Source organism: Legionella rowbothamii, from assembly GCF_900639985.1.
In the GTDB taxonomy this organism is placed as follows: Bacteria; Pseudomonadota; Gammaproteobacteria; order Legionellales; family Legionellaceae; genus Legionella; species Legionella rowbothamii.
The window spans coordinates 202,636-215,985 of sequence record NZ_CAAAIM010000004.1 but is presented as its reverse complement, the minus strand read 5'-3'; the positions used below and the strand labels follow the sequence as shown (position 1 = coordinate 215,985).

Here is a 13,350-nt window from a genome sequence, read left to right as displayed (position 1 = left end):
AGTGGTAAACTGTATTATTTAAGAAATATATGATTTAAACTGAATTTTTCTAACCGTAATGGATAATTAATAACGCATGGCTTTAAAAGAAACAGACTACACTAAGGTTGTTCAGGCAGCCGGTTCCGTCAAAAAGCAAGGAAAAATACCCTCCATTACGAATGTATGTGAAGAATTAGGAATGATTTCCCCGACACCCAATTTACCTGCACTTTTAGAACAATGGTTTCATACTCAACCTGAGTTTCAACGCTCCATCCCGGCCCCACTTTCAGAAAACATTACGATAAAAGCGGTTAACCTTTTTGAAAAAAATATTGAACTAGAAAAGTCACTCTCCCTACTGCGCGCCACTCTTGAGTCAACCGCTGATGGCATCATGATGGTAAATGGCCAAGGTAAAGTTGTCGATTGGAATCAAAAATTCGTGGAAATGTGGCGTATTCCCACCTCTATGCTAGAAGTTGGGACAGAAAGCATTAGCTTCGAATACATTCTAGAGCAGTTAATTAATCCTGAAGGTTTAATTTCCGATGTCAATTTTCTTTACGACAACCCTGACTGGCAAGGTGAACTGCCTATATTACATTTCAAAGACGGGCGTATTTTCGAGCGCTATACGCAACCCCAACGTGTCGGTGTGGAAATTGTCGGGCGCGTATATAGTTTTAGAGACATCACCAAAAAATTAATGCATGAAGATGAGCTTCGTATTCGTGAACGTGCGATTGAAGCAAGTACCCATGGCGTGGCCATCCTCGATATTAGTAAGCCTAATCTCCCTATTATCTATGTTAATAAAGCTATTGAGCGTATCACAGGCTATTCCGAAGAGCAGCTTTTGGGCCAAGATCTTACGTTCTTGCATGCGAATAAAACTCAGCATGTGAACCACAAGCGCATCATCTTAGCAATAAAAGAATTACGCGAAGAAACGGTTGAACTTGAAAGTTATCAACAAAATGGTGAAATTTTTTGGTGTGAAATCAGTGTAGCACCAGTGCGAGATTCCTTTGACAAAGTGAAACATTATATCTGTCTTATCAATGATGTTACAGAACGTCGTAAGATGGAAGAGCAGCTAATCAAGCAAGCAACACATGACTTCCTCACCGAATTACCGAATCGAGTTCTCTTAATCGACCGTGTTGATCAAGCAATTTTACAGGCGAAAAAGAAAGGGGCCATGTTAGCCTTTTTATTCTTAGATTTGGATCATTTCAAATTAACCAACGATACCTTAGGCCATAGCATGGGCGACCGACTCTTGCAGGCTGTATCAAATCGATTGCTTCTCGCAACCAACGATATTGATACCGTCAGCCGTCTAGGAGGCGATGAATTTGTTATTTTATTGCAAGACATCCATACAGAGCAGCAAGCGCATCAAATTGCCGACAAGATACTCAACTCCTTAGCAAAGCCCTTTACAATTGACGAACATAATCTCAAAATAACCGGCAGTATTGGCATTAGCTATTTCCCCAAGGACGGTAATGATTATGAATCGTTGATGAAAAGCGCGGATCTATCAATGTATCATGCCAAAGACAATGGGCGTAATACCTACCATAATTATGACAAGGAAATGAACACGCAAATTGTTAATCGCATGCAAATTAACAATGCTTTACGTGATTCACTGCAAAAAGAAGAATTTCATTTACTCTATCAACCATTAATCAATTTATCAGAAAATAAATTGATTGGCTTTGAAGCTTTATTACGTTGGAATAGTCACATTTTAGGAATGGTCCTACCCAATGATTTCATCGGCGTTGCTGAAGAAAATGGTTTGATCTTAGAAATTGGATTGTGGGCAATGGAAGAAGCATGCAAGCAACTCGTTCGCTGGCATCAACAAGGCTACTCTCATTTAACCATGGCGGTAAATATTTCTGGCCGGCAATTACGACAGCCAGGGATGCCAGAAATGATTGGAAAAATTCTTGCCGAAGCAGGCTTATCACCTAAATTTCTTGAGTTAGAACTTACCGAAAGCCTCTTGGTAGATAATATAAAACATGCTGTTGATGCAATGTATGAACTCAAAGATATGGGAATTAAAGTGGTCATTGATGATTTTGGTACAGGCTATTCAAGTTTGGCCTACCTAAAACAATTTCCCGTAGATAAATTAAAAATTGACCGCTCATTTATTACCGAATTAGTAGATAAAGAAAGTGACGCGGCCATCGCCCGCGCAATTATTAACTTATCCCATAGTCTAAATCTAGAGGTTTTGGCCGAAGGAGTAGAAACGGAATTGCAACGGGAGTTTATTATGAGGCATGGCTGTGATTATGCTCAGGGATATTACTTTTCTCCACCTCAAAAGGCTGAAGATTTGGGGCAGGTTCTAAGAGATTATTTGTAAGCAATAATAGAAGACCGAATTACCGTGGCTTGCCCCCGGTAATTCGATAACATTCTTAATATGGCTTAATCCCAAAGCAATTCCTACCAACCAGGCACAATTCTTGCTCCCATACCTATAGAGTTCATGTATCAGGGAGATAGGAATGAAGGAGATAAGCATTATTGGGGCTGGTTTATCCGGAACCCTACTTACACTCTACCTGGCAAAACGTGGATACAAGCTCCATGTTTTTGATGCAAGACCCGATCTCAGATTAACTCAAAATCATGATGGACGCTCCATAAATCTTGCCTTATCTTGCCGCGGAATTACAGGTCTTGCCGGTGTCGGAATTATGCAGGAAGTAGCACAGTTAATGGTTCCCATGCGAGCTCGAGCAATTCATGACGCTCAAGGACAAATAAAATACCAATCCTTTGGCCGCCATCATGAAGAATACATTAATGCAGTTGAACGCAATGAATTAAATAAACTGTTACTTAATGAAGCAGAAAAATATCCCAATGTACGATTTAGCTTTAATAGCAAATTATCTCATCTAGATCTTGAAAAGAAAGTCTTGTATTTTAAAACCCTTCATGAAGAGCATTTAAGTTTCCCCTACCAATACTTAATCGGCGCCGATGGAGTTAACTCTTGCGTACGAGAGCAATTAAGTGCCCATGGCTTGATTAAAGCAACGCGAAGCTTTTTATCCTACGGATATAAAGAATTGTCCATTGGTGCTCCAGGTCAACACGAACTCGCACATGAATATTTACACCTATGGCCTAGGAATGCCTTTTTATTATTAGGTAATCCTAATCGCGATCACTCCATTACAGGTTCCTTATTTTTACCTCATGAAGGAAAAAATAGCTTCGCTGAATTAAATAATGAATTAAAAATTAATGCCTTTTTTAAAGAAGAGTTTTCTGATGCCTATGAGGTCATGCCCAATTTACTGCATGAGTTTACCGAACACCCAACAGGTAACATGAGCACCATTCAATGTGACTCATGGCATTATCAAAATCACTGCCTGTTACTTGGTGATGCAGCGCATGGCGTCGTCCCTTTTTTCGGCCAAGGTATGAATAGCGCTTTCGAAGATTGTCGTATTTTAGACACATTGCTCGATAAATACCAAGATGATTGGACTCAAGTAATGCCCGCCTTTTATCACTCCAGAAAGCCCAATACAGATGCGGTAGCACAAATGTCTATGGATAATTTCCACGAAATTCAAACCAATATCCGCGATCCTCAATTTAATTTAAAAAAACAATTAGAACTGTTGCTCATGCAACGTTACCCACAACAGTACGTTTCCAAACACGTACTGGTCATGTTTACTAATACACCTTATGCAGAAGCGCTAAAAATTGGTGTAAGACAAACTGAGTTTTTAAATCAAATTTGCAAGAATGTGACCAACCTTGAAGCTATTGATTGGGAACGCATAGACATACTTATCAAGGACAAGAACTTAGCATACACCATGAGTTAGTGCACATAAAAAACAGGGAGAGATGATGCGACTTATTCAAGATTATATTGATTCAAAACAAAATGAATTTAAAAAACATCCGTTTTTTAATCTTTTAGAACAGTTAAATAGCCTCGAGGAAATAAGTTATTTTGTTCCAGAATTAACTTTTTGGACTATGACATTCCAAGATATTTTGCGCATTAATGAAGAACGAGTTACAGATCCCTATCTCAAAAAAATAGCACGCCATCATCGGCACGAGGATGCAGGCCATGACCGTTGGTTCTTACAAGATAAAAAATATATGGGAACAACCAGTATTAATAAAGCCTGTAATAAAAATGGGGTTAGCTGGCTCTACAGTAGAGAGACCCGCGCTACTCGTGATGCAGCTTATGCGCTTGTTGCTGAAGTATTCCATGCCAAAAATGACATTGTGAATATCGCCCTTCTCTTAACCCTTGAATCGTCAGGACACGTGTTCTTTGAAAAAGTGGCCGATCAAGTGAGAAAAACAGGTGAGGAAGAACATTTGAAATATTTTTCCAAGACTCATCTGGATGTAGAAAAAGCACATGCATTATTTGAAACGGAAATGGAACGCGAATTATTTTCCAGAAAAGTTCCTACCCACGTAAGACGTGACGCCCTACAAATGATTGATCGATGTTATGATGCATTTACTAAAATGTTTGATGGATTAGTAATTGCATGCAACCGTAAACTGGAATTAGCCCAAAAAAGGAACTTAAAAAATGCCGCAAACTGCGAACCAGTGGAACACCCAACACCTAATGCAATGGGAAAAAAAACCAGAGCAAAACATTCTAAGTAATGAGCAGGCGCTGGTTCCTTTCGGCCGCGATTTCGGTGGGATGGTACACTCCCAACCTGTAGCAGTCTGCGAGCCCCAAACACGCGAGGCGCTGCAGTCCTTACTTAAATATGCTCATGAACACCAACTTCCAATCACCATTCGTGGCAATGGCATGAGCCAAAATGGGCAATCACTAGCGGCTCCTGGAGGATTAATCCTCAATATGAAGCATTTTAATAAGGTTCAGGAGCCCGAGCATCATTCCATTTGGGTAGAAGCAAATTGCACTTGGGCCGATTTACTCCAGCGCTCATTACCTCACTGTCTTACTCCTTATGTACTCCCTTATAACTGCAACTTATCGATTGGTGGGGTGCTGTCAGCAGGAGGAATAGGCGCATCATCATTTAAATACGGTAGTGCAATTGCGCATGTGCGCGAATTGGAGGTTATCCTTGCCAATGGGGAATTAGTACAGGTAGATAGGCATTCCCCGTTAATGCAAGCCTGTTTAGGAGGTCAAGGTCATTTTGGCGTAATCACCCGAGCTCGCATTGCCTTAAGATCATGCAAAAAAACCGTACGAACATTCTATTTAACATATGACGATAAAGAAAGCTGGCTGCATGATTTACATCAATGTCAAAACTATGCGGATTATGTTGAGTCCTTTTGCACTCCCGCCATACAAGGAGCAAAGCTTACCGTCTCAGGTCGAACACCCTTCGCGCAATGGCTTTATGCTTTGCACGTCTCGATTGAGTACGATCGTCATGCACCTGATTTTCATAGTTTGTCCTTGAAGCCTTGGAAAATTCTCCATACTCAAGACGAGGACATTCACTCTTATTTACATCGTCATGACACACGCTTAAATGTCATGAAAATGAGTGGCCAATGGGATTTACAACACCCTTGGTATGAATGCTTTATCCCTAAGCTTCCGTTAAATAAATTAGAAGAAATTTTAGAGTCCCTACCTATCCACTATGCGTCATTAGTACATTTAATCCCCATCGTTAACCGTAAAGCAACTGGCTTTTTAATGATTCCCGAAGAACCGCATATATTCTCTTTTATGATTATCAATCCTGGCTTACCTGCGGTATTCACCCCCAGTTGTGTGGAGGCCATCAAATATTTAGATGCACTTTTTTTACCTTTAGGGGGAAAACGTTATCTATCGGGGTATTTAGGAGAGTCACTAGCGGATGACTATTGGCAAAATCATTATGGAGCACGCTATTCTGAATGGCTTGAGTTAAAAAAACAGTACGACCCGCTGCATATTTTAAGTTCTTATTTATTTAATAAGTGTTCAAAAATGCCGGAAATTAATCTATCTTAGGGGAGAATCTTAGCCTACGAATAAAAACAGGAGTAATATATGCCCATAAAGCTACTCAAAGGAATTCGCCATTTTAAAAGTTATGACCTTCCTGAACAGCGTGACTTATTTCACTCCTTAAGCAAAGGACAATCTCCAGATGTGTTCTTAATCACCTGCTCTGACTCCCGAATTGTTCCCTCCTACGTAACCAATGCAGATGCAGGAGATTTGTTTGTTATCCGTAATGCAGGAAATATTTTCCCACCCAAAGTCCCTTACCCAACAGGAGAAAGGGCAACCGCTGAATATGCTCTGAAAGTACTCAATGTAACTGAAATTATTGTCTGTGGACATTCGGATTGCGGTGCGATGAAGGGCTTATTAAATCCTAATCTTGCAGAAAACTTACCTCTCGTTGCTGAGTTCCTTGATGCTTACGCTCGACCCGCTCTGGAGCGGGTACATGAAAAGCATGCTGAATTGCAAGATTCACCACAAAAATTAAAATATCTTACAGAGGAAAATATCCTCTTACAAATAGAACACTTACATACTATGGATATAGTTAAAGAACGTTTACAAGCAGGCAAACTAAAAATTCATGCCTGGTATTATGACATTGAAGAAGGTGAGTTTTTTATTTATGAGCCCAAGACCCAACATTTTTTACCCTATGAACAAGCTGTCGAAAATCTATTTAATAGCGAACTTGTACTTAATAAAATGAACGCGATTATTGAGGAAGAGGCAAAAACCTATTCATTGCCCGCCACAGAAGAAGAGTACCGTACAATAGCTGAACAAATGAAGTTACTTAAGTTTAAAGGGGAAAATGTTATCTGGGATGCAATTAACACCAAGGTAATAGAGCGACTTTGGCATGAGTTTGGTGAGTTATGCATTGAAAGTGAAGGGAAAAAGGACCGCCGATTTGCGTCACTACTGGAAAAATGCCCAGAGGTTGCCCTAAGAACTGCGGGAAGTTGTCAGAAAAATATATTGAACTCGCCAGGCTATAATAAGGCTTGTATTAAAACAGCGCATACTCCGATGCATACCACCACGCCATCTAATGATGAAGAGTTGGTACCTACTAATGGGTTTCATTACGCTTAAAAGCCCCTAAATGTAGGTCGGGCCATAAGCCCGACCTACTCACGTGTTTTACGGGTCTATCTTTTGCGGTGTCAATAATGCCATCAATTGCTTACGAAAATAAGTGAAGAAAGTTAAGGTAAGTAATTCCGCAAGCTGCGCAGTTATTCTATCAATCCATTTTTCTTCACTGAGCTTCCAACCTAACCACAAACAAGGAATTAATACCGTAACCACCAAAACCACCGTATAATTCACCTGATGTAATCCCAGATATCGCTTATTCTGCGCCACCAATGCCCGTTGCAGATGTACCTTCTTGTCCATCGCGGTTATTTGCGCTCGTAACTGTTTCCTCGAATTGCTCATCATCCATACTCTTATTTTGGGAAAAATAGGATCTAGTTTTTTCAAAGCTCATATTTTTCAGATTAAAAGTAAGGTACTTAGCTAAAGCCAGCAATACCCCCAGATTAAATAGAACGACTAATACCACTGAGAGTAAGAAATTATTAGAAAGTACGAAAAACTCATACCCAAGTAATAATGAAATGCCTATCCAAAAAGTCATTAAAACAATGAGCAGCAGGCAGATATTCAGCACCAGCGGAAACACAGTAAGGCCCGCCAGCCTTGCCTCCAAACGCATCACTGAAAATATCGTTTTTACAAGATTAATTCGTGTAGAAACAAGCTCCTCTACCTGCTTTAAGGCTTCCATTATTTTCTCAAGATCTTAGATAATAAAAAACCTATCCCGCCCGCAATTAAAACGGAACTTAATGGATTTTCTTGTATTTTTTTCAATAATTGATCGGAGCATTCTTTAAGGCTCTCTTCTGCTTGGCAGGCACGATTTATGCCCTCTTCACACACCTCATTAGCCCATTTTTTTCCTTCATTTAGCAATTCACTAGCAGCTTCAGAAACATGTGATTTCTCACTACGATTTGCATTATCCATAATAGCTCTCCTATAATTTCTAGTGTTTTCCTACCTTTAACTATAGTTAGTCAGACGGTAAAAACAAATAAAATCCATAAAAACCTTAAAACATTTATGAAGAATCAATCTCCATACTACGCTATGCTAATAATTATCCCTAGAGAAGATAGGCCAGTTTCGATCAACGCTTAATTCGTGCTCCGCATAGCTTTCTGAACTCAAACTGCATTGTTGTTCAAATACCTTACCAATGGTGCTTGCAATATATGTTGAGGTTGAATCGCCCCCATGTCCATCATAAATTCCCACTAAAAAAGGTTTATTTTTTGCTAAGACTTGCACCGAAATGGAAATATTATCCCTTGAGCCGGCATGGAATGCCTTGTAAGCAAGCAACCGTGCCAACTCAGCCTCCGAATGTAACCCAGGATTATCAATAGACTGTAACTGCTGCCAAAACCATTGCTCCTGAGTTTCTTTCGTTTGTCCAGGGACTGGCTCCGTAAATCCATCGCAGGTAGTGATAATTTGCGTCTTCATCCCAGGAGCATGGGTAAAATCACTTGGTGTTATATCAATATGCGCCTCATCACAAACCCCAGATTCGATAAAATCATAATCCCCCAGTGCCCTTGATAAAGCCAAAGAACCATACCGTCCCAACAAACGCCCATTTTTTACAAGCCCTCGCACTTGAGTCAACCGCTCTTGATCGAGATCAGGATGATGAATAACCTTATTTAACCGCACAACTGAAGCAACATGTCCATTAGGGAAATAGACCACGGCAAAAACCACCGAATCCCCTAAGGTAGCTGTAATTAAATTACCTCCACCATCATAAATGGTGGTCGATGCGGTAGAGCCACCAAAACCAGGTTTGAGACAATGTTGATTAATCAGTTTATAACTGGTCCATAAACGATGCCCAATATCTTGCGCGGTTAATGAGTTAAATGAGTCTGCTGTGTACCAATAGGCTACCGCCGCATCCTCTTGAGTTGGACGTAAACCCTGCATCTCAAATAAAGCAAAATTCTGTTCTTTTTTTTCAAAGCGAACCTCAGACTCATCACTTGGTATAGAAATTAATTCTGCGACTCTCATCATGGTTGCTCCTTAACATACAGCGCACTCCCCAACTGCTTAATCTGTTGTTCAAGCTCTTGTGTAATCATTTTATATAGTTGATAGTTTAGCTCAGATACGCTGGACACATAATTTTTCATGACGATTGGCAGACCAAAGCTGACAGTAATTTTGCCCTTCCTAGGCCACATTTTTCCTTTAGGTAAACACTCATAAGCACCTTTAATATACGCAGGAATTATAGGAATTTGTAATTCCCAAGCCAACATCGCACAGCCACCTTTAAACGCGTGAAGGTCACCATCTAAAGAACGCGTAGCTTCAGGAAAAATAATTAAATTTTTATTTGCCTTAATCGCAGCTTGACATCTATTGATATTATTTAACATCGACGAGGGTTCAGGATTTCGATCAAAAGGAATTAAATTAAATAACTTTTTCAATAAAAAAAGAGTCGGCGAAGGAGGCTCATAAAAATAATCTTTGGCAGCTAATAAAGCATAATTATCAAAGGTACCTCCCGCCGCTGCCATCAATGCCAAGCTATCCAAATGACTACTATGATTTGCGGCGATAATAAACGAACCATCTGAAGGAATAAATTCACGCCCAAGGACCTCCATACCAAAACGATTACGGACAAATCCGGCCATGTATCGATGTACGGTGCTCCGCATGAGTGATGATTTAAAAAAAGCTGGTGTATCTGCAATCCGCTCACTTAATGGGGCACTAAAACGTTTGTATTGTTTTTGCTTCGATGTAATGGTTTGCGCTAAATCATCCAAAGTATTTGCCCCAGCAATTTCATGATCCGCTAAACGAATACCAAATTTTTTTTCAATTGCCGTTAATAACTCTATTTGTGCTAATGAATCTAAACTCAAGAACTCAGATGTGGAATTAGTAGGGTTGAGACGATGAATGAGATGCAGCAAATCCTGCTGAATCTCTTGCTTTTGAGTCAATTTTTGCCGTAACTCCCACATCATCCCTCCTTGATGAATTAATCTATTGTCCCCCAACCCTCACAGTACACAAAAGCGCACATATTGAAGTATTTTAGATATAGAACTTGAATCATGGATACTATCAATATAGAAAATTTCTAATGAACCTTCCAAATAATTTTTCTTACATAATAAACGCTGAATTTTACCACTGGTTGTTTTAGGAACTGCTTTGTGTGCAGCAAGCACCACAATATCGGCAGTAATCCCATGCTCTTTTAAAATTCTATTGCGGATTATTTTAATAATCTCTCTAGCTACCTCAACTTCTACATGCTGTGTTATTTCCTGAACGATGACTAAATATTCCCGCTCATTCTCATCCACAGAAAAGATGGCGCAACAATTCACGCGTACATTGGAATGACAACCATTAATCGTCTCCTCCAAATCATGAGGATAATAATTACAGCCGCGAATAATAATCATGTCTTTAAGCCGCCCAGTAACATACAACGCTCCCTCTGCAAGATAACCCAAATCACCTGTTCGCAGAAAAGTTCGCTCATCACCAGAAATTTTTGCATGAAAGCAATATTTTGATTCATTAGGCAATTGCCAATACCCCTGAGTGACACTTTTACTTGTTACCCATATTTCTCCAACTTTCCGCTCAGCACATACCTGTAGGGTCTCAGGATTAACGATCAGGACATGAAAATCATCAGCCGGCTTTCCACAATTGACCAACCGACGTGCATAAGGATAGCTTGCATCACAATAACGCACCTGTCCTAAACTTAAAGCCTTATTATCGACTAACTGACTTCGAGCCCCTTCGTTACGATCTACCGCAGTGACCATTAATGTAGACTCTGCCAAGCCATAACAAGGATAGAAAGCAGCAGCCTGGAAGCCACAGTCTTCAAAAACATTGATGAACCGTTCTATAGTAGAACAACGAATCGGTTCAGAGCCTGTAGCAGCAATTCGCCAGCTGCTTAAGTCCAGATGTTTTTTTTCATTCTCCGTAATCTTATCAATGCACAAATCATAAGCAAAATTAGGTGCTCCAGTAATTGTTCCTCTAAAGTGGGATATTGCCTCTAACCAAGCAACTGGGCGTTGTAAAAAAGACATCGGTGCCATTAACTTTACTGGATAACCTGTAAACAGAGGCTGCAAAACTCCAGCAATAAGCCCCATGTCATGATACGGGGGCAGCCATGAAACACAAATATCGTCTTTGGATGAGCGATTACGTAACTGCATTCCCGCTAAGTTATTCAATAAATTTCCATGACTAACCATGACTCCTTTGGGTTTTCCTGTAGACCCTGAAGTATATTGTAAAAAAGCAAGAGCATCCGCAGTAATCAATGGCTTATCCCATCCATCCCCTGAATAATCAGATAAATAGTCGGTAACCAGAAAATGCATTTTTTCAAAATCCCAACCCAGCAATTGACTATGCCGTTCAAAAGATTGGCCAGCAAGACAATTAACCATTTTGCCAAGAACTGGTGTTTTATTTAATAATTTTACTATTCTTAACTTTTTAATTTTACGTAAAATTTCACCAGTGGTTAAAGCGACTCTAGCCCCAGAATTTTGAATAATATGGTGCAGTTTGTTCGCTAAAGCTTTAGTATGGGGAGGATAAACCGGAATCGCGATGATACCTGCATACAAACAGCCAAAAAAGGCAGCAATTAATTCCAGCCCAGGAGGATAGATAATAATAACGCGTTCACCTGGATGAGTACTCTTTTGTAATAAGATCGCTATTTTTCTTGCTTGTTCTGCCAAGCTCTCAAGCGTTAGAATCCTGTTTTCATCCGTGTTTCTGCCTAAAAAAGTATACAGAGGAAAATCAGGTTGTGACTGCGCTTTTGCTTCTAATAAGCTCACTAAACTACTGTAACGGCTGCTCATACATCGGTCCCTCGGAGAACAATAAATAGATACAACCACGGTTTAATAGCTCTATTAATCTTATTAAAAACTAGCAAATGATAAATATTTTGTCAAAAACCACCTCGCATCAAAAAAGGAAAAATAGATCAAACAATCAATATGATTGGCAAGTTTCTATTAATTAATAATTTGAAAAAAAGAAGAGCCTGGGCCAAAATTAAACATATCTTAAGAGTCCAGGTCAAATTAAGTTTATTTTTAAAGGTACATTGAATGCTAAAGTTTCTGGCAAAAGTAGGATTGCAACTAAAAAGAGCAACATTTTATTCTTTAGACGGATTAAAAGTTGCATTCAAAGAGGAATTTGCTTTCCGTTTAGAGATTTATACAGGTTTTATTGCTGTGCCTGCAGCCTTCTGGATAGGGAATTCAGCATTGGAACGAATTGCCTTAATTAGCTCCTTTTTATTCGTTCCCATCGTTGAACTACTCAATTCAGCCGTGGAAACTGCATTAAACCGTATTGATCTAAGTTGGCATGAATTAACCAAAAAAGCTAAAGATATTGGTTCTGCCGCCGTCATGCTGGCAATACTGAATGCAATTATTGTATGGCTTATTATTATGCTCCCACACAGTTAGGGGATTTTATGCGACAACCTATAGCTGTTTTTGATTTTGACGGCACACTCAGCGACGGTGTTTGTGGCCTTAGATTTTTTCGTTATTTACTGGGAGATATAGGGTATTGCCAATTTATTTTTCGTAACGCATTCTGGAGCTTACTATTTTTATCAAGGCTCAGTGATGAATACGCGCTGAATAAAATGGTCAGCTCAGTCTTTAAAGGGCGAAAACTGGAAGAACTAACTCAGATTGCCGATGAATTTTCTAAAGAAATCATGCCCCATCATCTTTATGACAAAATTGTGCAGCGACTGGTGTGGCATAAAGAGCAAGGACATCGCAATATCATTATTACCCGTTCTTTAGATCTGTATATGAAGCCATGGGGCAAACAAATCGAAATTCATGACATGATTGCCACCAAACTTGAAGTAACTGACGAAGGATTATTAACAGGCAACATAGCTAATCATAGCTTTGTCGGAGAGAAAAAGTTACTGGCTTTAAAAGAGCTTCTACGTAATCAAGAACATGGCACTCTCTATGCTTATGGTGATAGCACCAGTGATCGTTATATCCTAGCTGCCGCAGATTACGCTTATTGGATTCGCAATCCCGAAGATCATGTTGATCTATCCTTGGTTGATCCTCTGACTCATGCGCAATGGAAAAAAAATTATAAACTGTAGGTTGGGCCCATCGCCCAACCTACAGTTTATGAATATAATC

Annotated in this window: 13 protein-coding genes; 7 read left to right on the top strand and 6 right to left on the bottom strand. The window is 39.7% G+C overall.

The window, feature by feature from the left end:
• Positions 1-76 precede the first annotated feature (76 nt).
• From E1P08_RS09090 to E1P08_RS09070, 5 genes are all read left to right on the top strand, one after another.
• A complete protein-coding gene (locus E1P08_RS09090; RefSeq protein ID WP_133136713.1) occupies positions 77-2,377 on the top strand; it encodes a sensor domain-containing protein in 2,301 nt (766 codons plus the stop codon).
• A 145-nt stretch (positions 2,378-2,522) separates the two neighbouring features.
• Positions 2,523-3,869, top strand: a complete 1,347-nt coding sequence (locus tag E1P08_RS09085; RefSeq protein ID WP_133136712.1) for an FAD-dependent oxidoreductase — start codon at positions 2,523-2,525, stop codon at positions 3,867-3,869.
• A gap of 25 nt (positions 3,870-3,894) precedes the next feature.
• Positions 3,895-4,686 carry a hypothetical protein gene (locus tag E1P08_RS09080; protein WP_133136781.1) on the top strand — a complete coding sequence of 264 codons (792 nt, stop codon included), beginning with the start codon at positions 3,895-3,897 and terminating at the stop codon, positions 4,684-4,686.
• Positions 4,607-6,016 (top strand): FAD-binding protein, encoded by a 1,410-nt coding sequence (locus E1P08_RS09075; protein ID WP_133136711.1) that lies wholly within the window; start codon positions 4,607-4,609, stop codon positions 6,014-6,016. The genes E1P08_RS09080 and E1P08_RS09075 overlap by 80 nt, the downstream gene beginning before the upstream one ends.
• Before the next feature lie 39 nt (positions 6,017-6,055).
• Positions 6,056-7,114 (top strand): carbonic anhydrase, encoded by a 1,059-nt coding sequence (locus E1P08_RS09070; RefSeq protein WP_133136710.1) that lies wholly within the window; start codon positions 6,056-6,058, stop codon positions 7,112-7,114.
• Positions 7,115-7,162: 48 nt separating this feature from the next.
• Here E1P08_RS09070 and E1P08_RS09065 read toward each other — a convergent pair whose 3' ends face one another.
• The 6 genes from E1P08_RS09065 to E1P08_RS09040 all read right to left on the bottom strand — a co-directional run bounded on the left by E1P08_RS09065 (position 7,163) and on the right by E1P08_RS09040 (position 12,012).
• Positions 7,163-7,351 (bottom strand): hypothetical protein, encoded by a 189-nt coding sequence (locus tag E1P08_RS09065; protein ID WP_133136709.1) that lies wholly within the window; start codon positions 7,349-7,351, stop codon positions 7,163-7,165.
• A gap of 22 nt (positions 7,352-7,373) precedes the next feature.
• Entirely contained in the window at positions 7,374-7,814 is a 441-nt protein-coding gene (locus tag E1P08_RS09060; protein WP_133136708.1) for a hypothetical protein, read from the bottom strand.
• Entirely contained in the window at positions 7,814-8,056 is a 243-nt protein-coding gene (locus tag E1P08_RS09055) for a hypothetical protein (protein ID WP_133136707.1), read from the bottom strand. Before E1P08_RS09055 ends, E1P08_RS09060 begins: the two co-directional genes overlap by 1 nt.
• Before the next feature lie 126 nt (positions 8,057-8,182).
• Positions 8,183-9,148 carry a PP2C family serine/threonine-protein phosphatase gene (locus E1P08_RS09050; RefSeq protein WP_133136706.1) on the bottom strand — a complete coding sequence of 322 codons (966 nt, stop codon included), beginning with the start codon at positions 9,146-9,148 and terminating at the stop codon, positions 8,183-8,185.
• Positions 9,145-10,119 carry a 1-acyl-sn-glycerol-3-phosphate acyltransferase gene (locus tag E1P08_RS09045; protein WP_133136705.1) on the bottom strand — a complete coding sequence of 325 codons (975 nt, stop codon included), beginning with the start codon at positions 10,117-10,119 and terminating at the stop codon, positions 9,145-9,147. The genes E1P08_RS09050 and E1P08_RS09045 overlap by 4 nt, the downstream gene beginning before the upstream one ends.
• 36 nt (positions 10,120-10,155) lie before the next feature.
• On the bottom strand, positions 10,156-12,012 hold the full coding sequence (locus E1P08_RS09040) for a fatty acyl-AMP ligase (RefSeq protein WP_133136704.1): 1,857 nt from the start codon (positions 12,010-12,012) through the stop codon (positions 10,156-10,158).
• Positions 12,013-12,267: 255 nt separating this feature from the next.
• Here E1P08_RS09040 and E1P08_RS09035 point away from each other — a divergent pair, with 255 nt between their 5' ends.
• Positions 12,268-12,636, top strand: a complete 369-nt coding sequence (locus E1P08_RS09035; RefSeq protein ID WP_133136703.1) for a diacylglycerol kinase — start codon at positions 12,268-12,270, stop codon at positions 12,634-12,636.
• An 8-nt stretch (positions 12,637-12,644) separates the two neighbouring features.
• Positions 12,645-13,310: an HAD-IB family hydrolase gene (locus E1P08_RS09030; RefSeq protein WP_165485135.1), complete on the top strand. Its 666-nt coding sequence runs from the start codon at positions 12,645-12,647 to the stop codon at positions 13,308-13,310.
• The last annotated feature ends 40 nt before the right edge of the window (positions 13,311-13,350 follow it).

Excerpts from the sequence above, each read along its gene's own strand:
- E1P08_RS09090 (WP_133136713.1), top strand. The coding sequence starts at position 77 with ATGGCTTTAAAAGAAACAGACTACACTAAGGTTGTTCAGGCAGCCGGT.
- E1P08_RS09085 (WP_133136712.1), top strand. The coding sequence starts at position 2,523 with ATGAAGGAGATAAGCATTATTGGGGCTGGTTTATCCGGAACCCTACTT.
- E1P08_RS09080 (WP_133136781.1), top strand. The coding sequence starts at position 3,895 with ATGCGACTTATTCAAGATTATATTGATTCAAAACAAAATGAATTTAAA.
- E1P08_RS09075 (WP_133136711.1), top strand. The coding sequence starts at position 4,607 with ATGCCGCAAACTGCGAACCAGTGGAACACCCAACACCTAATGCAATGG.
- E1P08_RS09070 (WP_133136710.1), top strand. The coding sequence starts at position 6,056 with ATGCCCATAAAGCTACTCAAAGGAATTCGCCATTTTAAAAGTTATGAC.
- E1P08_RS09060 (WP_133136708.1), bottom strand. The coding sequence starts at position 7,814 with ATGGAAGCCTTAAAGCAGGTAGAGGAGCTTGTTTCTACACGAATTAAT.
- E1P08_RS09055 (WP_133136707.1), bottom strand. The coding sequence starts at position 8,056 with ATGGATAATGCAAATCGTAGTGAGAAATCACATGTTTCTGAAGCTGCT.
- E1P08_RS09050 (WP_133136706.1), bottom strand. The coding sequence starts at position 9,148 with ATGATGAGAGTCGCAGAATTAATTTCTATACCAAGTGATGAGTCTGAG.
- E1P08_RS09045 (WP_133136705.1), bottom strand. The coding sequence starts at position 10,119 with ATGATGTGGGAGTTACGGCAAAAATTGACTCAAAAGCAAGAGATTCAG.
- E1P08_RS09040 (WP_133136704.1), bottom strand. The coding sequence starts at position 12,012 with ATGAGCAGCCGTTACAGTAGTTTAGTGAGCTTATTAGAAGCAAAAGCG.
- E1P08_RS09035 (WP_133136703.1), top strand. The coding sequence starts at position 12,268 with ATGCTAAAGTTTCTGGCAAAAGTAGGATTGCAACTAAAAAGAGCAACA.
- E1P08_RS09030 (WP_165485135.1), top strand. The coding sequence starts at position 12,645 with ATGCGACAACCTATAGCTGTTTTTGATTTTGACGGCACACTCAGCGAC.